15 protein-coding genes are annotated in these 21,846 nt (G+C 73.3%); 3 read left to right on the top strand and 12 right to left on the bottom strand.

Annotation, left to right across the window (positions count from 1 at the left end; all coding sequences use genetic code 11):
- Positions 1-107 precede the first annotated feature (107 nt).
- Positions 108-1,751: an MFS transporter gene (locus ACZ7MX_RS25005; RefSeq protein WP_472135460.1), complete on the bottom strand. Its 1,644-nt coding sequence runs from the start codon at positions 1,749-1,751 to the stop codon at positions 108-110.
- Positions 1,752-1,776: 25 nt separating this feature from the next.
- Here ACZ7MX_RS25005 and ACZ7MX_RS25000 point away from each other — a divergent pair, with 25 nt between their 5' ends.
- Positions 1,777-2,301: a CGNR zinc finger domain-containing protein gene (locus ACZ7MX_RS25000; protein WP_472135459.1), complete on the top strand. Its 525-nt coding sequence runs from the start codon at positions 1,777-1,779 to the stop codon at positions 2,299-2,301.
- A gap of 367 nt (positions 2,302-2,668) precedes the next feature.
- Here ACZ7MX_RS25000 and ACZ7MX_RS24995 read toward each other — a convergent pair whose 3' ends face one another.
- Complete coding sequence (locus tag ACZ7MX_RS24995) at positions 2,669-4,123, bottom strand: FAD-dependent monooxygenase (protein WP_472135458.1); 1,455 nt, start codon at positions 4,121-4,123, stop codon at positions 2,669-2,671.
- A gap of 314 nt (positions 4,124-4,437) precedes the next feature.
- On the opposite strand from ACZ7MX_RS24995, the gene ACZ7MX_RS24990 reads away from it, so the two are divergent.
- On the top strand, positions 4,438-5,184 hold the full coding sequence (locus tag ACZ7MX_RS24990) for a TetR/AcrR family transcriptional regulator (RefSeq protein ID WP_472135457.1): 747 nt from the start codon (positions 4,438-4,440) through the stop codon (positions 5,182-5,184).
- A gap of 202 nt (positions 5,185-5,386) precedes the next feature.
- Here the strand turns inward: ACZ7MX_RS24990 and ACZ7MX_RS24985 are convergent, their stop codons facing one another.
- The 3 genes from ACZ7MX_RS24985 to ACZ7MX_RS24975 form a co-directional block, all read right to left on the bottom strand.
- Complete coding sequence (locus ACZ7MX_RS24985) at positions 5,387-6,403, bottom strand: alpha/beta fold hydrolase (protein ID WP_472135456.1); 1,017 nt, start codon at positions 6,401-6,403, stop codon at positions 5,387-5,389.
- A 144-nt stretch (positions 6,404-6,547) separates the two neighbouring features.
- Positions 6,548-7,627, bottom strand: a complete 1,080-nt coding sequence (gene mreB / locus ACZ7MX_RS24980; protein ID WP_472135455.1) for a rod shape-determining protein MreB — start codon at positions 7,625-7,627, stop codon at positions 6,548-6,550.
- A 164-nt stretch (positions 7,628-7,791) separates the two neighbouring features.
- A complete protein-coding gene (locus ACZ7MX_RS24975; protein ID WP_472135454.1) occupies positions 7,792-9,918 on the bottom strand; it encodes an FUSC family protein in 2,127 nt (708 codons plus the stop codon).
- 301 nt (positions 9,919-10,219) lie between these two features.
- Between ACZ7MX_RS24975 and ACZ7MX_RS24970 the strand changes: the two genes are divergently transcribed.
- Positions 10,220-11,242 (top strand): alpha/beta hydrolase, encoded by a 1,023-nt coding sequence (locus ACZ7MX_RS24970; RefSeq protein ID WP_472135453.1) that lies wholly within the window; start codon positions 10,220-10,222, stop codon positions 11,240-11,242.
- A gap of 33 nt (positions 11,243-11,275) precedes the next feature.
- On the opposite strand, the gene ACZ7MX_RS24965 is transcribed toward ACZ7MX_RS24970, so the two are convergent.
- The 7 genes from ACZ7MX_RS24965 to ACZ7MX_RS24935 all read right to left on the bottom strand — a co-directional run bounded on the left by ACZ7MX_RS24965 (position 11,276) and on the right by ACZ7MX_RS24935 (position 21,778).
- Positions 11,276-12,217 carry an ABC transporter permease gene (locus ACZ7MX_RS24965; RefSeq protein WP_472135452.1) on the bottom strand — a complete coding sequence of 314 codons (942 nt, stop codon included), beginning with the start codon at positions 12,215-12,217 and terminating at the stop codon, positions 11,276-11,278.
- 23 nt (positions 12,218-12,240) lie between these two features.
- Positions 12,241-14,973: an alpha/beta fold hydrolase gene (locus tag ACZ7MX_RS24960; RefSeq protein WP_472135451.1), complete on the bottom strand. Its 2,733-nt coding sequence runs from the start codon at positions 14,971-14,973 to the stop codon at positions 12,241-12,243.
- A 165-nt stretch (positions 14,974-15,138) separates the two neighbouring features.
- Positions 15,139-16,278: a hypothetical protein gene (locus tag ACZ7MX_RS24955; RefSeq protein ID WP_472135450.1), complete on the bottom strand. Its 1,140-nt coding sequence runs from the start codon at positions 16,276-16,278 to the stop codon at positions 15,139-15,141.
- Between the two features lie 168 nt (positions 16,279-16,446).
- Positions 16,447-17,940 (bottom strand): CoA-acylating methylmalonate-semialdehyde dehydrogenase, encoded by a 1,494-nt coding sequence (locus tag ACZ7MX_RS24950; RefSeq protein WP_472135449.1) that lies wholly within the window; start codon positions 17,938-17,940, stop codon positions 16,447-16,449.
- A 53-nt stretch (positions 17,941-17,993) separates the two neighbouring features.
- Positions 17,994-19,880, bottom strand: coding sequence for a 3D-(3,5/4)-trihydroxycyclohexane-1,2-dione acylhydrolase (decyclizing) (gene iolD, locus ACZ7MX_RS24945; protein WP_472135448.1), 1,887 nt, complete (start codon positions 19,878-19,880; stop codon positions 17,994-17,996).
- A complete protein-coding gene (iolB, locus tag ACZ7MX_RS24940) occupies positions 19,880-20,860 on the bottom strand; it encodes a 5-deoxy-glucuronate isomerase (protein ID WP_472135447.1) in 981 nt (326 codons plus the stop codon). The genes iolD and iolB overlap by 1 nt, the downstream gene beginning before the upstream one ends.
- Positions 20,861-20,890: 30 nt before the next feature.
- A complete protein-coding gene (locus ACZ7MX_RS24935) occupies positions 20,891-21,778 on the bottom strand; it encodes a Cgl0159 family (beta/alpha)8-fold protein (RefSeq protein ID WP_472135446.1) in 888 nt (295 codons plus the stop codon).
- Between the last annotated feature and the right edge of the window lie 68 nt (positions 21,779-21,846).

The raw sequence follows: 21,846 nt of genomic DNA, 5'->3' as shown, positions 1-21,846 counted from the left end.
GTGGTGGCGGGGGCTGGCGTGGGGCGGATTGCGTGGGGGGGCCGGCTTGGTTGCTCTCTGCTGCTCGACTGCTCCGCTGCCCGTGCTGGGGCCTGGTTCGGGGCGGATCAGCTGGCGGCGGTGGGGCGGGTTTCGGGGTGGGCGGGGCGGCTCAGGAGGTGGGTCGATATGAGGCCGCCGGTGAGGGCGAGGGTGGCGGCGAGGAGGAAGACGGCGTGGAGGGCGTGGGCGTAGGCGGTGGGGGACTGGGCCGGGGGCGGAGCGGACTGGTGGAAGACGGTGCCCAGGAGGGCGATGCCCAGGGCCAGGCCGAGCTGGCGGGCGCTGTTGGCTGCGGCGGCGGCCACGCCGGCGTGGGCCGGAGGTGCCGAGGACATGGCGGTCGCGGGGAGGACGGGTGATACCAGGCCGGCGCCCACTCCGGTGAGGACGAGGCCGGGGAGCAGGGCCGGCCAGGAGGAGCCGGAGGCGGTCACGAGGAAGGCCAGGTTGCCGAGGCCGACGATCAGCGAGCCGCCGCCGAGCGTCCAGCGGGCGGGGAGGCGGTGCAGGGCACTGCCGATGAGGGCTGAGGTGGCGAAGAAGGCCGCCGGCTGGGCGGTGAGGACGAAGGCGGTGCCCAGGGAGGAGAGGCCGGCGCCGTCCTGGAGCCAGAGGGAGAGGACGGGCAGGAAGCCGAAGCCGGACAGGTAGTAGACGCAGGCGGCGAGGAGCATGCCGTTGAAGGCGCGGCTGCGGAAGAGGGTCAGGGGCAGCATGGGCCGGTGCGTGGGGTGGCGCGCCGCGGAACGTTCGACCAGGAGGAAGGTGGCCAGGAGCGCGGCGCCGGCCAGGAAGCCGAGCAGGGTGGACGGGGCCGACCAGCCCGCTTCGCCGCCGCGGATGAAGCCGAAGGTGATGCCGAGCGCTGCCAGGGTGAAGGTCGCTATGCCCGGCCAGTCGATGTGGCTCGGCCGGGTGGCGTCCCGGGGGAGCACCTTGGCGGAGAGGGCGATAGTGGCGGCGCAGAGGGGAACGGCGCCGTAGAAGATCCACTGCCAGGAGAGGAAGTGGGTGAGGACGCCACCCGCGATGTTTCCCGCGCAGCCGGCCGCGCCGGCCACCGCGCCCCAGATGGCGAATGCTTTGGCCCGGTCGCGCCCGGTGTAGGTGAGGCCGATCAGCGGGAGGAGAGTGGCGAACATGGCCGCGCCGGCGACTCCTTGGACAGCGCGGGCCGCGATCAGCACTTGGGCGTTGGGGGCCAGACCGCAGGCCAGGGTGGCGGCGGTGAAGGCGGTCAGGCCGCGGACGTAGAGGCGTTTGCGGCCCAGGCTGTCGCCGAGGGAGCCCATACCTAGGAGCAGTCCGGCGAGGGCGAGGGTGTAGACGTCGACGACCCACTGGAGCGGGCCGAAGCCGGCGTGCAGATCGGCGGCGATGCTCGGCAGCGCCACGGTCACGATCGTCGCGTAGACGAGGAGGAGGAACGTGCCGAGGCAGGTGGCCAGGAGGGGGAGCCATTTGCCGGGCGTGCGCGGGGTGCTGAGGATGCCTGGGGTGCCCAGGGTGTCTGGGGTGCCCAGGGTGTCTGGGGTGCCCAGGGTGTCTGGGGTGCTGAGGATGCCCGAGGTGTCAGGGGTGCTGAGGGTGTCCGGGGTGGCGAGGCTGCGGATTTCGGTGTCGTCGGCGGTGGGGGCAACTGGGCTTTGGTGGGCGGTTGTTGGGTGGCTGTCGGTGGGGTGGGGGTTCGTGGGTGGGTGGGAAGTCATGTGGTCAGCCTGATGTAATGGTCTTGTGCAGCTGAACCCTTACGGGGAGGATCCCGTCCGCTTTATGGTCGAGCTCACCAACGTGCCTCCGGGGAGCGTGCGGGAGCTGGCGGAACGGTGCGTTGCGGCGGGGATGGTGATCGACCGGCCCGTCGAACAGGGCGACCTGACCGAGGTGTTGGGCTTTCTCCGGCGGTGGGCGGAGGTGGTCGACGCCGGTACGGACGAGCGGCGGGCGGCGCTGGTCAACGGGCTGCTCGCCGAGGCGTCCACCCCTCCGAGACTGACCGACCATGCGGACGGCGGCTGGCACATTCACTACCGCGAGGACGGGATCGGGCTGGGCGGCGTACTGCGGGCCGTGGGTGCCGTGGGGACCGCGCTGCACCTGACCGGGCTGGGCATGCACCGACTGGGGCGCTGCGCGCTGGCCGAGTGCGGCAACGCGTATGCCGACTTCACTCGGGCCGGGCGGCAGCGCTACTGCTCACACGCCTGCGCCAACCGGGATGCCGTACGCCGACACCGAGCCAAGCGGCGGGCGCTGTAGGGGGCGTGGGCGTGGTCGGGGGGCGTGGTCGGGCTCCGCGTGCTTCTCTGCCGGCCGCTTCTCTCTGCCCCCCCCCGGCCCCCTCCCCCGCCCCTCCCCACCCACCGCCCCTCCCCTCACCCCTCCCCTCGCCCCTCCCCTCGCCCCTCCCCTCGGTTGCCTCAACCCGCGGTCCCGGGAACGCGTCACGCGTCCCGCGTCAACCTCGCGTCACGCGGGACCCAACGGACACATCACGCGGGCCTATGAACACGCCCCACACATCACGCGGGCCTATCAACACCTCACGCGCGTCACGCGGGCCTAGGAAGGCGTCACGCGCGTCACGCGGGGCCTAGGAACACGTCACGCCGAACCTATGAACGCGCTACGCGAGGTCTTTTGCCGTCCCGGTCGGGTGGAGGGCCCGTTCGGTCGGGAGGGGGTCGTCGAGGGTGATGGCCGTGGAGAGGTCGTGGCCCTGTTGCAGCATGGCGGCGCGGGTTGCCGGGTCGTTGAGGGCGGCGTTGCGGGCATCGATGGCCTCCTGGGTCGTGGGGGCGAGGAAGGCGCCGGTGCCGCGGCCGCCTTCCTGGCACTGGGTCACGTACGGGCGGAGTCTGCGTTCGTAGCGGGTGAAGGCCGCTGAGTGGTCGTGGGGGGACGCCGCCAGTTCGGCGGCCAGGACGTAGGCGCCGATGATCGCCGAGCCGGTGCCCATCCCGCCGAGGGTGGCGCCGTACGCGGCGTCGCCGAGGAGGGCGATGCGGCCCGTGGACCAGCACGGGACGTCGACGCGGCTGATGGAGTCGAAGTAGAGCTCCTCGGCGGCCCAGAGGGTGTCGATCAGCTCCGGGGTGCGCCAGCCGGCTCCTTCGTAGGCTCTGGCTATTGCCTCTTTGTGGGCGGGCAGATCACGCCGGTCGTGGGTCAGCTCCTCACCGGAGGCGAAGACGCAGAACGCCTCGCCCGCATAGCCCGGCTCGGTGCTGCGGCGCGGAGTGCGGCCGACGGTCGCCAAGCGGCCAGGTTCGGAGTAGCCGACGGATTGGGCGGCCAGGTCACCGGCGGACTCCGGGAGGTCCCAGGCGGCGACGTAGTAGCCGAGGTGGCTGACGAAGTCCCGCTCGGGGCCGAACGCCAGCCTGCGCACGGTGGAGTGCAGACCGTCTGCGCCGATCACCAGGTCGAAGGTGCGGGCCGGGGTGCGCGCGAAGGTGGCGTGGACTCCGTCCGGGGCGGGGGTGAGGGAGGTGAGGGTGTCGTCGAAGAGGTACTCGGGCGCCGGGTGCCCGTCCGCCGCCGCGGCCAGGCTGTGGCGGTAGAGGAGCCGGGAGAGGTCGGAGCGGAGGATTTCGAGGTCGCCGCCGGCGAACTCGGGCGACAGGGCGGCGAGTTGGCCGCCCCGTTCGTCGATGAAGCTCATAGCGGAGCCGCCGCCGGTGCTGTGGCGTCTGATCTCGTCCAGGATTCCCATGCGCTCCAGGACCGTCAGATGTGCCGCGCCCCGGAAGTCGACCGCGAACCCGCCGTCGCGCAGGGCGGGGGCCACCTCGACCACGGTGGGGCGGTAGCCGTGGCGGCAGAGCCAATACGCGAGGGCCGGGCCGGCCACGCTGGCGCCGGAGATGAGGACCGTGCGGTTGTTCCGAGCACCGTCGTTTTCGCCGTCGGAGCGGCCCGTGGGCCGGTCGCCAGGGCCGCCGTCGGCCTCAGTGAGGCGGACATCCGGGCCCGGGCCCGGGTTCGCGTCCGCGCTCGGGGCCGCGCCCGCCGTCTGCGCGCGGGACGTTTCATACGTCTCGCGCCCGCTGTCGTGGGACGTCGTCGTACGTCGAGTCATCGTTCATTCCCCCGTCATCACACATCGTCATCACGCATGGAGACCGATCCGCGGTCCGATCCGCGGTCCGATCCGCGGTCCTCAGATCGCTCGGAGCGGATCCCTCGAAGCGGATCGGGCGGAGCAGATTCCTCAGACGGATCGGTCAGATCGGATCGGCCGGTCGGAGCACTCCGGCTGACTTATCGAGCCCGACTGATCGGCCGGGCCGATGAAGCCGCGCCGGCCCGGGCCGGCCCAGGCCGGGCCGACGAATCAACTGTATCCGATGGACACTTTTTTGTGTACCCCGGACGCAGTTTTAGGATGCGGGGATGGTGGGCGAGGACAAGAAGCGCAGTGTGTTCGGGGATCAGGCGGGCAGTGTCGAACTGCTGTGGGGCGGGCGTGAGCGGCCCAGTCGCGGGCCACGGCCCGCGCTGAGCCTGGAGCGGATCACCCGGACCGCCATCGCACTCGCCGATGCGGGCGGGCTGGGGGCGGTCTCGATGCAACGGGTCGCGGGCGAGCTGGACTTCACGAAGATGTCCCTGTACCGCTATGTGCCGGGCAAGAACGAGCTGGTCGCGCTGATGATCGACAGCGCGATGGGCGAACCGCCGCAGCTGCCCGAGGGGTGGCGGAACGGGCTGCGGGCCTGGGCGGGCGCGCTGACGGCCGTCTACCACCGGCACCCCTGGCTGCTCGGTGCCGCCACCGGTCCGCGCGTCATGGGGCCGAACGAACTCGGCTGGACGGAGACGGCCGTGGCCGCGCTGGCGGACACCGGGCTGAGCGGTGGGGAGCAGCTCGATGCCGTGGTCGTGGTGAGCGGCCACGTACGGGCCCTCGCGCAGGTGTCGGCCTCGATGGGACTGGGCAGCGCGCGGGCGACGGAGCCCGAGCAGGTGATGAGCGCGGCGCTGAACGAGCTGCTGGTGGGCCGCGCCGACCGCTATCCGGCGGTCGCCGCGGCCCTCGCCTCCACGGAAGCCGATGCGGCCGCGCGCGACCGGGCGGACGAGTTCGGCCTGGAGCGCATCCTCGACGGGCTGGAGACCTATATGGGCGACAGCCGGTAGAGGGTTCGACCCTCGGGCCCCGGGCCCCCGGGCCCCCGGATTCTCGGACCCGCGGATTCTCGGACCCGCGGCCCCTCGGCCTCTCGGACCCGCCGGCCCTCGGCCTCTCGGACCCGCGCCCCCCGGACCCGCGAACCCCAGGCCCCCAGGCCCCAGCCCCCAGGCCCTCAGAGCCCCTCAGACCCTTGGTAGGGCGGTCTTCTCAAGCAGGCAGGTCGCGCAGCCAGTCGAGCAGGAGCCGGTTGACCTCTTCGGGGCGTTCCTGTTGGACCCAGTGGCCGCAGCCTTCGAGGATGTGGGAGCCGGAGAGGGCCGGGAGGGTCACCGGGAACGCCTTGATGGCGTCGGCCAGCCAATGGGTGGGGGCGTCGCGGTCGCCGCCGATGTAGAGGGCGGGCCGGGTGATCGGGGCGCCCTGCCAGGCGGCGAGGTCCGCCCAGTCCCGGTCGACGTTGCGGTAGCGGTTGAGGGCGCCGGTCAGTCCGGAGCGCTCGAATTCGCCGGCGTAGTAATCGAGATCGGCTTCGGTGAGCCAGGACGGCAGGGTGGTGTCTGCCGGGAAGCGGTCGGAGAGCTTGCCGCCCGCGGGGACCGTGAGCCGCATCAGGCCGCTGCCGTCCTGGTCGTCGGCGGAGGGCTTGGCGTCGCCCGAGAGGCCGGCGTAGATGCCGGCCAGCCAGCCGCGGACGTCCGGTTCGATCTCCGCCTCGGCGCGGCCCGGCTCCTGGAAGTAGCTGACGTAGAACTCCTCGTCGCCGCCGACCCGCGCGAACGCCTCGGTGGGACGGCTGGCGCCCCGGGGCACGTACGGCACGCTCAGCAGGGCGACGGCGGTGAAGAGGTCGGGCCGGAGCAGGGCGGTGTGGGCGGCGATGGGCGCGCCCCAGTCGTGGCCCGCGATGATCGCGGTCTCCTCCCCCAGGGCGCGCAGCACGGCGACGTTGTCGGCCACATGGGCCAGCATGCGGTAGGCCGACACCTCATTCGGCTTGGACGACCGTCCGTAGCCGCGGACGTCGATGGCGACCGCCCGATAGCCGGCGGCGGCCAGCGCGGCGAGTTGGTGGCGCCAGGAGTACCAGGACTCGGGGAAGCCGTGGACCAGGAGGACCACCGGGCCGGTGCCCTGCTCGACGAAGTGGATGCGGCCTTCGGGGATCTGGGCGAAGCGGTGGACCGGGCCGGCGGGGTGGTCGGCCGGTTCCGTGGTCTGCGGCATGCGTCCTCCTGGGAGCGGTCTCCTGGTGGGGCGACCTTCTGGTGGGGCGGTCTTCTTTGCAGCGGTCAGCCCCCGCAGCGTCCCGCCCGTAGCGGTCAGTGCCACAGCGGTCGGCCGCCGGTGTTCGGCCCTGCAGCGGTCACCCTACAAACGCACGGTCTTCCGGGGTTGTTCCTTCGCGCCCGTCAACAGGCCGTGCAGATGGGCGAATTCGTCGACGCATTTGGCGGTGCCGTTGACGACGCAGTCCAGGGGCTGGTCGGCGACGCGTACGGGCACGCCCATTTCCTGGTGCAGCCGCCGGTCCAGGCCGCGCAGCAGGGCGCCGCCGCCGGTGAGGGCGATGCCGCGCTCGATGATGTCGCCGGAGAGCTCCGGTGGGCAGGCGTCGAGGGTCTGGTGGACGGCGCGGACGATCGCGTCGACCGGTTCGGCCAGCGCCTGGCGGATCTCCTCCTCGCCGATCTCCTGGAGGCGGGGCAGGCCGCTGACGTGGTCGCGGCCGCGGACCGTGTAGGAGGAGGGGCGGTCCGGCTCGCCGTCCTCGTCGACGTCGACGGGGGTCCACACCGCCGACCCGATGGCGATCTTGATGTCCTCGGCGGTGCGCTCGCCGATGTCCAGGGAGTGCTTCTTCTTGACGTACGCGGTGATCGCGGCGTCCAGGGCGTCGCCGGCGACCCGCAGGGACTGGGCGGTGACCAGGCCGCCCATGGAGACCACGGCGACCTCGGTGGTGCCGCCGCCGATGTCCACCACCATGCAGCCGACCGGCTCGTCCACCGGGAGGCCGGCGCCGATCGCGGCGGCCATCGGCTCCTCTATCAGGTGCACCTCGCGGGCCCCGGCGCCGCGGGCGGAGTCGATGACCGCGCGCCGTTCGACGCCCGTGATGCCGGAGGGGACGCAGATGACCACCCGTGGCCGGGCGAAGCGGCGGCTGGGCAGGGCCTTCTTCATCAGGGCGCGGAGCATCTGCTCGGCGGCCTCGAAGTCGGCGATGACGCCCTCCTTGAGGGGGCGCATCGCGGTGATGCCGGAGGGCGTGCGGCCGATGGTCCGCTTGGCCTCCTCGCCCACGGCGATGACCTCGCCGTGGGCGTTGACGGCGACCACCGACGGCTCGTTCAGCACCACGCCCTTGCCGCGCGCGTACACCAGGGTGTTGGCGGTGCCGAGGTCGATGCCTATGTCGTACGTACCGGAGGAAGTGCTGGACGCCATGGGGAGTGGGGTTGCTCTCTCGCGACGGGGCGGAACTGACGGGGAGGGAACTGAGGGGGCGGAACTGTGGGGAGGCGGAGGTGAGCTGACGGGGACTGGGGGGCGGCGGGCCGCAGATGGACTCATTGGGCACCAATGGGGTTCATTGCGGGCAATTAATAAGACTACTGGGGGCGTGGGATGGTTCCCCGCGCCCCCTCCTCGTGTGCTTCCGGGTCGCCGGACAGCGCCTCGGCCAGCTCGTCGAGGGCGTCGAGCAGCAGCCCGGCGGCGCGCGGCGCGACCCCCTCACTTCCCGTTTCGGCGTCCCACCATTCCCATACGGTGCGCAGGGCGCTCCAGTTCAGCGGGCCGCGTTCCCGTACGGCCACCGCGGCGCGCTCCAGGGAGGGGCGCAGTTCGGCGGCGAACGCGGCGGCGCCGGCGGAGGGCTCGGTGTCCTTGGCGGGCAGATGGGCCTCCAGGATCATGGTGACCCGGCCCATGGTGGCGAGCGCGGTGCCGGCCGCCTTCGCCGCACCCGGCGACAGTCCGCGGTGCCGCACCGGCTCCTTCTCGGCGCGGCCCTCGCTCTTCTCCCAGGCGACGCGGGCGGCCCGGGCGTCCAGCAGGGCCTCGCGGACCTGCCGCGGGCGGCGTGCCGCGGGCCGGGCGCAGGCCTCCCATACGGCGAGCGCATAACGTCCGTTGGCGTCCAGCCAGTCGGCGAGCCGGTCGCGCAGCCGGGGCGTCTCCCAGGCGGGGAAGAGCGCGTAGGAGAGCATCGCCAGCAGTCCGCCGACGAGGGTGAGCACGACGCGTTCCTGGACGGTCTGTTCCCAGCCGGCGCCGGCGATGCCCAGCAGGAAGACCACGTAGGCGGCCACGCAGGCCGAGGTCACCGAGAAGCCGGTGCGCATCAGCAGGTACATCAGCCAGACGCAGACCACGGCGAGCGCGGCGCTGACGTAGGCGCCGGGGTGCACCAGGGCCATCACCGTGCCCGCGACGGCGACGCCGACGAGGGTGCCGCAGAAGCGGGCCACGCCCCGGGAGTAGGTCTGCGCGAAGTCCGGGCGCATCACCATGACGGAGGCCAGCGGCGCCCAGTAGCCGTGGCCGAACGGCAGCGCGGTGCCCAGCAGATAGCCGACGGCGGCGACCCCGGCCACCCGCAGGGCGTGCCGGAAGATGTGCGAGGACCAGCGGGCCTCGCGGTGCAGGGAGCGCAGCGCGACCGGTACCAGCCGGGGGACGCTGGGACGCAGCAGGTGACTGCCTTCTCCCCGCCCGCGTTCCGCCTCGGTGGTGGGGCGGGTGGCGCGTACCGGCTCGTCGGTGAGCTCGACGGCGTCGGCGAGCAGGGAGATCAGGCGGTAGGCGGAGCGCCGGGCGGGGCCGTGCAGCATCGGGCCGGTCGCCGGGACCTCCAGGGTGGCCATCGCCTCCGGCGGCAGCCGTACGGGCCGGGCGTGCCGTACGGCGTGGGCGACGGCGTCCAGGACGGTGGCCGCGGCGCCCAGCAGGTCGCGGGCGCGGTCGCGTTCGGGTCCCTCCAGGGGGGCGCCGACGACCGGGTCGGCCAGGGAGGCGAGGACCGGCCGGACGCGTTCGGCGAGGCCGCGCGGGCCGTGCAGCTGGACGGGGCGGCGCCGGGCCTGACGGGCGGTCACGGCGGCGGCGAGCCGGGCGTCCATCAGGGGCGCCGGGTCGAAGGGCGCGACGGGGTCGTGCCGCAGCCGGCGGGCGTAGTCGGCCTCGGCGGCCAGTGCGTCGGCGAGCGCATCGCGCTGGGTGCCCCAGGGGCGGACCGGGAAGACGACGATCAGGGTGGCCTGGACGAGCCCGCCGAAGAAGATCAGCGCGGCGTGTTCCAGGGCGCCGAGGACGGAGGTCGGCAGGGTGACCGTGACCAGCATGATCGCCACGGTCTGGGTGCCGGCCAGCCCGGAGACCGGGCCGATCGCCCAGGCCATTCCGGCCAGCAGGGTCCAGCCGGCGAGCAGCAGGACGAACGCGGCGACATGGGCGGCGGCGAGATAGCCGAGGAAGGTGGAGACCGCCAGCGCGCCGGCGACGACGAGCGCGAGCACCGGGCGCGGCCGCATGCTGCGCTGGAAGGTGACGATGCCGGAGGAGAACGCGCCGAAGGCGGAGGACACCGCGAGGGCGGGGTTGCCGCGCCACAGGCACAGGCCGATGACGAGCGCGACACCGGCCGTGCCGCGGACCGCGATCAGCGGGGTGAGCTTGGTCCGCTCGATGGTCAGCCCGGAGCGGGCGGCGTCCTTCAGGGCACGCGACCAGGTCATAACGAGAGGATACGGGGCCAAGCAGGGCGCACCGGGGCGGCGGGCGGGCCGGCGCCCCGGTGCGGCCCGGCGGGTCCGCCCCGGCGCGCGGCAGTGCCCCAAGCGCCCCGTCCGCCGGGAAAATCCTGGTAAACCGGCCTTCCGTCGGGCGTAAAACATCGCAGGTCAGGAAGGGGAAGGCCGAATTCCGGGTAAGGGTGCGAGCAACCCGACACCCGTCGGGGGAAACCCGGGCGCGCCCCCGCGCCCTCTTGCTGGTCGGCCGGGACGCATCCCGGCAGGTTCGGCAAGGAGAAGGCCCGTGCGCAAAGCCCTGTTCCCTCCGGTGGTCGCGTTGATCGCCCTGACCGTGCTCGTCACCACGGCCGGCTGCGGCACCAGCACCTCCCCGCCTTCCCCCGTACGCTTCGGCGGCGGCCCCAAGACGGGCGCCGCGCTGCACACCACGCCCCACGGGAAGCGCTCCCTGGTGCAGTGGCCCACCAAGCCGATCACCTTCCAGGAGGAGAGCCGGGTCGGCGGCGCCGGCGGCAACACCCCGATCGGCGTGACCACCCTGCACGGCCCGAAGTCCGGCTTCACCGGCAAGGTGTGGGTCTGGGCGCCGCCGGAGTACTACGAGAAGCGCAACGCCGACAAGGGCTTCCCGGTGATGGAGGCGCTGCCCGGCGCGTACGGCTACCCCGTCAACTACTGGATCGGCTCCGACCTCAAGCTGGAGGAGAGCCTCGCCCGGTGGTCGAAGAACGGCACCAGCCTGCCCTTCATCGTCGTCATGCCGGTCCTCAACCCCAACGACAAGCAGTACTACGACGGCAGCGACATACCCGGTCAGCCGAAGATCGGGACCTGGCTCAGCCAGGACGTGCCCGACCTCGTGCGGCAGAACTTCCGCACCCTCAAGACCCGTGACGCCTGGGCCATCATGGGCTCCTCCTCGGGCGGCTTCGCGGCCCTGAAGAACGTCCTGCAGAACCCGGGCACCTTCAAGGTGGCCATCCCCAACGGGCCGGACATCGTGCCCGACTCCCCGCTGTGGAACGGCCACGCCAAGGAGGAACGGGACAACAACCCCGAGGAGCTGGCCCGCCGTCTGACGGCGCGCGGCGGACCGGAGGTCTACCTGGCCTTCCAGGACGGCTCGAAGGAGTACACCGTGCTGCCGAAGGTCCGGAACTTCATCGCCCGGTACGGGCGCGGCCCGGTGCACACCCGGCTCCAGATAGTGCCGGGCGGCACGCACAGTGCGGCCACCTACGTGCAGGGCCTGGGCGAGGGCACCATGCGCTGGGTCAGCGCGCACATGCAGGGGCCGACCGCCTGATCACGGCGGCCGGGCCGCATCATCGTCGCGCCTTCACGACACCACGTCCTTGCGCGCGAACCCCCGGAACGCCAGCGCGACCAGCACCAGCGCGTACGCCACCGACACCGCCGCGCCCTGGACCATCCCGGACCACTCCACCGTCGGCTGGAGGGCGTCCGCCCAGGCGTACTGCCAGTGGGCGGGCAGCACGTCCCGCCAGCCACCGAGGGCGGTGACCTGGTCGAGGACGTTGCCGACGATGGTCAGTCCGACCGCGCCGCCGACCGCGCCCAGCGGCGCGTCGGTGACCGTCGACAACCAGAACGCCAGCGCCGCGGTGACCAGCTGGCTGACGAAGACATAGCCGACCACGACCGCCAGCCGCCCCACCGCGTCCCCCGCGGACAGCGCCCCGCCGGTGGGCAGTTGCAGCGGCCCCCAGCCGTACGCGGCGGTGCCCACGCCCAGCGCGACCAGCGGCAGCAGCACCATCGCGGCGGCGCTGAACAGCAGCGCCACGGACAGCTTGGCCAGCAGCAGCCGGGCCCGCGGCACCGGCGCGGCGAGCAGGTACCGCAGCGACGCCCAGCTCGCCTCCGACGCGACCGTGTCACCGCAGAACAGCGCCACCGGTACCACCAGCAGGAACCCCGCGGACACGAACAGCACGGTCGCGGCGAAGTTCCCGCCGGAGGCGGTGGCAGCGGCCATCAGCGAGACCCGGCCGCCGCCGCGGGTGGACGGGTCGCCGCCGATCGCGAACGCCGCCACCAGCACGAACGGCAGCAGCACCAGCACCGCGGCGACGACCAGGGTGCGGCGGCGCAGCAGCTGCCGCCGGGCCTCCACACGCAGCGGCAGGGTGCGGCGCGGCCGGTAGCCCGCCGCCCGGCCGTCCCCGGGCACCGGCTCCGGCCCGGCCGCCGTCGCGGACCCGCTCCCGGCAGAGCTGCCGGTCGCGGCCGTGGCGCGTCCCTGGGCATCAGCGGCCATCGTGCGTCCCCTCCGGTCAGCGGTCATCGTGCGTCGCCTCCGATCAGGGTGAGGAAGGCGTCCTCCAGCCGGTGGTACGGGCCCACGCGGTCCACCGGGACGTCCAGCCGGACGAGTTCGGCCACCAGGTGCGGCGTACCGGCGGCGTCCGTCAGCCGCACCAGCAGCCCGCCGTCGGCGCGGACCGCCGAGGCGACGCCCGGCAGCGCGGCCACCTTCTCCACCACGGCGTCGGCGACCTCCCCGGCGACCCCGACCAGCAGGGTGTCGCCGGAGCCGGTGATCTCGGCGACCGGCCCGGCCTGCACCAGCCGCCCGCGGTCCATGACGACCAGATGCGTACAGCTCTGCTCGACCTCGGACAGCAGATGGCTGGAGACGATGACGGTCCGCCCGGCCGCGGCGTAACGGACCATCACCTCCCGCATCTCGCGGATCTGCGGCGGGTCCAGCCCGTTGGTCGGCTCGTCGAGGATCAGCAGGTCGGGCAGGCCGAGCATGGCCTGGGCGAGCGCCAGCCGCTGCCGCATGCCCTGCGAGTAGGTGCGGACCGCGCGCGGCAGCGCCTCCCCCAGGCCGGCGATCGCCAGCGCCTCGTCCAGGTGCGCGTCCTCGGCGGGCCGGCCGGTCGCCTGCCAGTACAGCTCCAGATTGGCCCGGCCGGACAGATGCGGCAGGAACCCGGCGCCCTCGACGAACGCGCCGACCCGCGACAGCACCGGCGCACCCGGCCGCACCGCCTGCCCGAAGATCCTGACCTCGCCCTCGTCCGGCGCGATCAGGCCCATCAGCATCCGCAGCGTCGTCGTCTTCCCGGCACCGTTGGGCCCCAGCAGCCCCAGCACCTGCCCCCGCTCCACCCGGAACGACAACCCCCGCACGGCGTACCGGTCCTCGGGCCCCGCATACCGCTTGCTCAGGCCGCGGATCTCCAGCGGCACCCCGGTGAGCGCCGGATCGGGCGGGGGCGCCGCGGTCCGGCGGCGGGCGGTGAGCAGCAGCAGCCCGGCCAGCACGGCGGCCGCGGCGGGCAGCGCCCAGGTCCACGCCGGCAGCGGCGCGGCCGCGCTGCGCACCTGCGGCACGGTCGGCACGTCCAGCACCCCGCCGCCCTTCAGCGAGACGGTGTACGCGGTGGGTCCGGCCGGTGAGGCGTAGCCGAGGTCGGTGGCCGCCAGGACCAGTCGCATCCGGTGCCCGACCGCGAACTCGTGGTCGGCGGCGGGCAGTTGGAGCCGCACCGTCCGGCCCGCGCGGGCGTCCGCGATGCGGTAGGGGGCGACGAGCTGCGCGGGCAGCACCTGGCGGCGGCCGTCCGGGGCGACGTCGTAGAGCTTGGCGAAGAGCACCGCGTCCCGGGAGCCGGACCGTACGTGCACGGTCACCTCGGGGCGGCCGGTCAGCCGGACGGCCGAGGACAGCGGTGCCGACTCGAACCGGGCGTACTGGCCGGGGAAGTCCAGCGACAGCCCGCCGGAACCGAGCGAGGAGAGATCACCGAGCGCCCCGACCCCGGGCACCGCGGAGATCGCCGGCGGCCCGGCGCCGGCCGGATTGCGGAAGGTCTGGGTGCGGCCGGTGAGCCGGATCCGCCGCGGGTCGTGCGTCAGCCCGGCGTACCGGTCCGCGCTCGCCCCGCGCAGCCGCACCGCACCGTCGGTGGAGTCCACGCCCCCGGTCCGGCTGATCCGGAACCCGGGCCCGGTGTCGGCGCCCTTGTCGCCCTTCAGATAGCGGTCGAACCACGCCGCCGTACGGCCCGTCAGGCGGGCGGTCTCCCGGTCGCCGCCGTCGTGGCCGCCGGCGATCCAGTCGACCGCGACCGGCGCCCCGTTGCGGCGGACCGCCCGCTGCACGGCATCGGCCTGGTCCAGGGTGAACAGCGAGTCGGTCTGGCCCTGCATGATCAGCGTGGGGACCTTGATGCGGTCCCCGACGGCGGACGGACTGCGGGCCGCCAGCAGCCTGCGGGCCTCCGCATCCGGCCGGCCGGAGACCGCGGTCCGCTCGTACATCCGGCACAGCGCCGGCTCGAACCGGCCGCAGCCGCCCGAGGAGGCGGGCGGGGTGCGCGGCGCGCCGGTGGGGGCGCCGGACTGGCCGGTGGTGAAGAAGATCCCGGCCCACAGCTTCTTGAACACCCCGTGCGGGAAGAGCGCATCGGCGAGGTTCCAGTACGTGATCTGCGGGGCGATCGCGTCCACCCGCCGGTCGTACCCGGCGGCCAGCAGCGACACCGCCCCGCCGTACGAGGCGCCGGCCACGCCCACCCGGGGGTCGCCGGGCCGGTCGAGCCGCACCTCGGGCCGCCGGGCCAGCCAGTCGATCAGCCGGCGGGCGTCGGCGACCTCGCCGTCCGGGTCGTTCAGCCCGATCTTCCCGGTGGACCTGCCGAAGCCGCGTGCCGACCAGGTCAGTACGGCATAGCCGTCCCGGGCCAGCCGCTCGGCCTCGGGACGGACATCGGCCTTGCTGCCGCCGAAGCCGTGGCCGAGCAGCACCGCGGGCCGCCGGCCGGACGCCGGGCCGGACGTGAAGAAGGAGGTGTCGATCCGCACCTCCTTCGAGCCGCCGGGACGTTCCGGCAGGGACAGCACCCGGTCCTCGCGGTGCACCGCGGGCGCCGCGTCCGAGGAGGCCGCCGCCCAGGTGCCGCCCCCCGCCAGCACGGCCAGCGCACCGACGGCCGCGTACAGCCGCCGCCCGCGCAACGCCGCGCGCGACCGTGCCCGCCGCCCCACACCTCGCAGATCCATACCGCGATCCTAGGTACGGGGCAGTGCGGGCGGCCGGTCCCCCGGGGTGAACCCGGGGGCCTCCAGGGGGAGTACGCTCCGCCCCCGGCTACCACGGATGCGGTACGCGGATGCGGTATGCGGGCGCCGGCCGGGGCTCGCGCCGTACGGAACCCGGTCCGGGCCTCAGTACGGGGCGGGGCCGAAACCGCCCGGCGGCTGCGGCGGGTTGCCCGGGGGCACCGGCGGCATCGGCGGCATCGGCGGACCGCCGACCGGAGGACCGGGCGGCACCGGCGGCTGCCAGCCCGGCGCCGGCTGCTGCGGCGGGCCGGCCGGCGGGACGTAGCCGGGCACCCCGAACTGCGGCGCCGCGGCCGGCGGATACCAGGCGGGGGCCACCGGCTCACCGCGTGCCATCAGCGCCAGCAGCGCCGCCGAACCCAACAGGTCCAGCAGCAGTTGCACATCGCCCAGGACGCTCAGGCCCGGCATCGACTCGTTCAGGCTGAACAGCTCGCCGTTGCCGGCCAGCCCGATCAGCGTCAGCACGGCACCCGGCAGCGACACCACCGACAACCCGATCGCCAGGCCGCGGGCCGCACCGCCCCGCATCAGGCTGTTGAGCGCGGCCAGCGCGGTCAGGACCAGGAACACCAGCCCCGACCAGCCCGGCGCCAGACTCAGCAGCGACGGCAGCGCGCCCCGGCCGAGGTAGAGCATCTCGAAGGACCCGGTGCCCCTCTGCACCAGCATGTAGAGGTGCCAGACGACCAGGCACAGCGCCATCGCGCCGAGCAGCAGCCCGGCCACCACACCGGCCTGCCCGGCGGGCCGCAGCGGTGGCTCACTGGGCTTCGGGCGGGGCCACGCCCGCATCCCGGCCAGCAGCACCACACCGGCGACGAGGGTCAGCAGGAACAGCAGACCGCTGCTGATGAACACCCCGTCGAAGGTCGAGGTGCCGGTCTCCGCGTGCTGGAACCACTTGTCGTCACTGGTGTGGTTGCCGACGCTGACGATCGCCTGCAGCGTCGTCGCGAAGGTCAGCGTCGTCGCCACCGCGAGCAGCCCGCCGGCCACCCGCCGCCCGGCGAACGCCGTGACCGCCGCCGCCAACTGCAGCAGCGCCAGCCCCAGATGGAACGGCGCGGTGACCTGGTTCAGGCCGGCGGGACGCTGGAAGGTCCAGAACCCCCACATCCCGTCGATACCGAACTCGCCCAGATCGACGGCCAGCCAGTACGCCGTGAACAGGAAGAAGAGCAGGCAGAACGCCCCGCCCGTGATGCGGGCGCCCTTGGCGAGCGCCATGGATGACTGCATTCGTCCCCCGTTGTCCCCGGTGCCCCGCCAACCCGGCGCGCCGCTCGTCCCATCTGCTGCGAGGGAGCACCGTAGCAATGCGCCGCGCCGCGGTCTCCCCCGGCCCGGACGCAAACCGGACCCCCCGCCGGGAACGGGCCGGCAGGGGGTCGGGTGATGCGGTTTTTGTCAGTGGTTGCTGGGGAAGCCCAGGTTGATCCCACCGTCCGACGGGTCCGGCCAGCGGGTCGTGACGACCTTGCCGCGGGTGTAGAAGTGCACCCCGTCGTTGCCGTAGATGTGGTGGTCGCCGAAGAGCGAGTCCTTCCAGCCGCCGAAGGAGTGGTAGCCCACCGGCACCGGGATCGGCACGTTCACGCCGACCATGCCGGCCTCCACCTCCATCTGGAAGCGGCGGGCCGCGCCACCGTCCCGCGTGAAGATCGCGGTGCCGTTGCCCCACGGCGAGTTGTTCATCAGCGCGATCGCCTCGTCGTACGTCTCCACCCGCACGACCGACAGCACCGGGCCGAAGATCTCGTCACGGTAGGCGTCCATCTCCGGCGTGACGTTGTCCAGCAGCGAGACGCCGATCCAGTGGCCGTCCTCATAGCCCTCGACGGTGTAGCCCGTGCCGTCGATGACCACGTCCGCGCCCTGCGCCGCGGCGCCCGAGACGTAGGAGGCGACCTTGTCGCGGTGCGCCTTCGTGATCAGCGGGCCCATCTCGGACGCCGGGTCCTCGCCGGGGCCGATCCGCAGCCGGTCGGCGCGCTCCTTGATCTTGCCGATCAGCGGGTCCGCGGTGTCCCCCACCGCGACGACCACGGAGATCGCCATGCAGCGCTCACCGGCCGAACCGTAGGCGGCGTTGATCGCCGAGTCCGCGGCCAGGTCCAGATCGGCGTCCGGCAGCACCAGCATGTGGTTCTTCGCGCCGCCCAGCGCCTGGACCCGCTTGCCGTTCGCCGTACCGGTGGTGTGGATGTAGCGGGCGATCGGCGTGGACCCGACGAACGAGACCGCCGCGATGTCCGGGTGCGCCAGCAGGGCGTCCACCGCCACCTTGTCGCCGTTGACGACGTTCAGCACACCGTCCGGCAGACCCGCCTCGGCCGCCAGCTCCGCCAGCTTGAACGCCGCGCTCGGCACCTTCTCGCTCGGCTTCAGCACGAAGGTGTTCCCGCAGGCGATCGCGATCGGGAACATCCACATCGGCACCATCGCCGGGAAGTTGAACGGCGTGATCCCCGCCACCACACCCAGCGACTGGCGGATCGACGCCACGTCCACCCGCGTGGACACCTGCGTGGACAGCTCGCCCTTCAGCTTCTCCGGAATGCCGCAGGCCAGCTCGATGATCTCCAGACCGCGGGCGACCTCACCGAGCGCGTCCGAATGCACCTTGCCGTGCTCGGCCGTGATCAGCCGGGCCAGCTCCGCACGGTGCGCGTCGACCAGCTCCCGGTACTTGAACAGCACCGACGTGCGCTTCGCCAGGGAGCTGGTGCCCCACGTCGCGAACGCCTCCTTCGCGGCACGCACCGCCGCGTCCACCTCACCGGCCGAGGCGAAGGCGACCTGCTTCTCCTGGGCGCCGGTGGCCGGGTTGTAGACCGGACCGAAGTTGCCGGAGACGCCCTCGACGGGCTTACCGCCGATCCAGTGGCTGATGGTCTTCATGCGAGGGGCCTTTCTGGGGTGACGACTTCGCTTGACGATGTGGGGAACGTGGGTCAGAGGTGGCGGCGGCGCCCGGCGGCCTGCCGGTCGTACGCCGCACGCGCGGCGACCGCCGCCGGACGCGTCGCGATCTCGGCAACGGGAACATCCCACCAGGCCTGCGCCTCCGGCGCGCCCGGCACAGTGTCAGCCGTTTCGGTCTCGACATAGACACATGTGGGCCGGTTCGCGCCACGCGCCTCGGCCAGCGCCGCCCGCAGCTCACCGACCGTCGCGGCCCGGATCACCCGCATCCCGAGCGAGGCGGCGTTCGCGGCCAGATCCACCGGCAGCGGCGCCCCCGTGTACGTACCGTCCCCGGCCCGGAAGCGGTACGCCGTCCCGAACCGCTCCCCGCCGGTCGCCTCGGACAGCCCGCCGATCGACGCGTACCCGTGGTTCTGGATCAGCACGATCGTGAAGGTGATGCCCTCCTGCACCGCGGTGACGATCTCGGTCGGATTCATCAGATACGTGCCGTCGCCGACCAGCGCCCACACCGGGCGGTCCGGCGCGGCCAGCCGCACCCCGATCGCCGCCGGGATCTCGTAGCCCATGCAGGAGTACCCGTACTCCAGGTGGTACTGCCGGCGGGACCGGGCCCGCCACAGCTTGTGCAGATCACCGGGCAGCGACCCGGCCGCGTTGATCACGATGTCGGACTCGTCCACCAGCGCGTCCAGCGCCCCCAGCACCTGCGTCTGGGACGGCCGCGCCGACGCGTCCGCGGCACCGTACGCCGCGTCCACCCGCCGCTCCCACTCCTCCTTCGCCGCCGCGTACGCCGCCTCGTACTCCTTCTCCACCCGGTGCCCGGCCAGCGCGTCCGTCAGCGCCGCGAGGCCCGCCCGCGCATCGGCCACCAGCGACAGCGCGCCCAGCTTGTGGGAGTCGAACGCGGCGATGTTGAGGTTGACGAACCGCACGCCCGGCTCCGCGAACAGCGTCGCCGACGCGGTCGTGAAGTCCGTGTAGCGGGTGCCCACGCCGATCACCAGATCCGCCTCACGGGCCAGCGCATCCGCCGTCGCCGTACCGGTGTGCCCGATACCGCCCACGTCGCACGGATGGTCATGGCGCAGCGACCCCTTCCCGGCCTGGGTCGACGCCACCGGGATCCCGGTCGCGTCGGCGAACGCCCGCAGCGCCTCCTCCGCCTCCGAGTGGTGCACCCCGCCACCCGCGATCACCAACGGCCGGCGGGCCCCGCGGACCGCCCGCACCGCCTCCGCCAGCGCGGCGGCGTCCGGGGCCGGCCGCGGCACCCGCCACACCCGGTCGGCGAAGAACTCCTCCGGCCAGTCGTACGCCTCCGCCTGCACGTCCTGCGGCAGCGCCAGCGTGACCGCCCCGGTGTCCACCGGATCGGCCAGCACCCGCATCGCCTGCATCGCCGCCGGGATCAGCGCCTCCGGCCGGGTCACCCGGTCGAAATACCGCGACACCGGACGCAGCGCGTCATTGACCGACACATCACCGGCGTACGGCACCTCCAGCTGCTGCAGCACCGGCTCCGCGGGCCGGGTGGCGAAGGTGTCCCCCGGCAGCAGCAGCACCGGCAGACGGTTCACGGTGGCCAGCGCCGCGCCCGTGACCAGGTTCGTCGCACCCGGACCGATGGACGTGGTCACGGCGTGCGCGGACAGCCGGTCGCACTGCCGGGCGTACCCGACCGCGGCATGCACCATGGCCTGCTCGTTACGGCCCTGCAGATACGGCAGGGCCGTACCGGACTCCAGCAGTGCCTGGCCGACACCGGCGACATTGCCGTGGCCGAAGATGCCCCAGCAGGCAGCGATCAGCCGCTGCCGCCGGCCGTCCCGCTCGGTGTACTGGTGGGCGAGGAACTCGACCAGGGCCTGCGCGACGGTCAGGCGGCGGGTCGTCGGGGCGGCGTTCATCAGACGTCTCCTACGGGCGCGTCGTAGAGCGGAAGGCGGGGGTCGACGGGCTGGTCGGGCCAGGTGTCACGGATCCAGCCGTGCTCGGGGTGGTCGCAGATCAGCCACTCCCGCTCCGCCCCCGGGCCGGCCATGACGTTGAGGTAGTACATGGCGTGGCCGGGCGTCGCGATCGACGGCCCGTGCCAGCCGTCCGGGATCAGCACCGCGTCGCCGCCCCGCACCTCGGCGAGCACATCCGTACCGCGGCCGTGCCCGGACGGGCTGACGCGCTGGTAACCGACGCCCTCCGTACCGCGCGCGGACGCGATCTCGAAGTAGTAGATCTCCTCCAGCTCGGACTCCACGCCCGGGCGGCACTCGTCGTGCTTGTGCGGCGGGTACGACGACCAGTTGCCGCCCGGGGTGAGCACCTCCACCGCGATCAGCCGGTCGCACTCGAACGTGCCGGCCGCGGCGAAGTTGTTCACCTGCCGCGAGCAGTTCCCGCGGCCGCGCAGCTCCACCTGCACCTCGGAGGCGGCACCGTAACGGGCCGGCAGCGTCAGCTCGCAGCGGGCACCGGTCAGCGCGAACCGCCCGCCGGCGTCGCTCGCGATGCCCACGTGCGCGTCCCTGGGCACGTACGCGAAGTCCGTGACCCCGCTGAACACGTCGTCCCGGCCGAGCAGTTCGAACTCTTCACCGCCGTCCACCACGACCGTGCACCCGCCGGACAACGGCAGCACGATCCACTCGCTGTCCTGGGTGTCGAACGCGTGGTGGCCCCCGGGCGCCAGCTCCAGGACCCGCAACGCGGAATACCCCCAGCCGGCCCGCTCCGGGTCGATGTCCACGGCGTACGGCCCGCGCGCGGCGTCGCCGGCTTTGAGGTGGAGATCGGCAAGGGGGCGGCGCGCGTCCTCGGGACGGACCCCGGAGGCGGTACGGCCCTCGGGACGGGTCCTGCCCCGCGCGGTCGGGGGGAATTCAGCACTCATGTCTCAAGTCTCCTGCGGATATCGCGGCGTTTACAGCAGGCCGACGGCGGTGTCCACGGCGGTCGCGACATCACCGTCGGCCGGATAGAGCAGCGACCGTCCGACGACCAGGCCCTGCACCGTCGGCAGCCGCAGCGCCTTGGCCCACTTCTCGTACGCGGCCTCCTGCTCCCGCACGGTCGAGCCGATGTCGCCGCCGAGCAGCACGGTCGGCAGCGTGGTGGCCTCACAGACCCGCGCCATCGCCTCCGGGTCGTCGGTGACCGGCAGCTTCAGCCAGGTGTACGCGGAGGTGCCGCCGAGGCCGGAGGCGATGGCGACGGAGCGGATGACCGCCTCCGGGCCGAGGTCGTTGCGGACCCTGCCGTCTATTCGGGACGACAGGAACGGCTCGACGAACACGGGCAGTTCCCGCTCGGCCATCGCGTCGATGGCGCGGGCGGTGGCCTCCAACGTGGTCAGCGACCCGGGATCGTCGTAGTCGATGCGGAGCAGCAGCTTCCCCGCGTCGAACCGGAGCCGGGCCAGATCCTGCGGCCGGTGCCCGGTGAACCGGTCGTCCATCTCGAACGACGCGCCGGCGATCCCGCCGCGGTTCATCGAGCCCATCACCACCTTGCCCTCCAGGGCACCGAGCAGCAGCAGGTCCTCCAGGATGTCCGCGGTGGCCAGCACCCCGTCCACCCCCGGCCGCGACAGCGCGAGCACCAGACGTTCGAGCAGGTCCAAGCGATTGGCCATGGCCAGCCGCCGGTCACCCACGGCGAGCGCGCCGCGGGCCGGGTGGTCCGCGGCCACGATCATCAGCCGCCCGCTGTCACCGATGAGCGGCCGACGGGTACGGCGGGCGGCGGCCTCCGCCACCGCTCCGGGCTGCCGCGCCCGCAACGTCGCGAGATCACTGATCCGAGGGGACAAGGGTCAACTCACCTTCTGGGGGCGGGGTGGGGTGGAGCGGGGTGGGGTGGGGCGGGCCGACCGCGGGG

The organism is Streptomyces sp. NPDC107765 (genome assembly GCF_055657085.1).
Note: the sequence above shows the minus strand (reverse complement) of the source record. Positions and strands in the feature narration are given on the sequence as shown.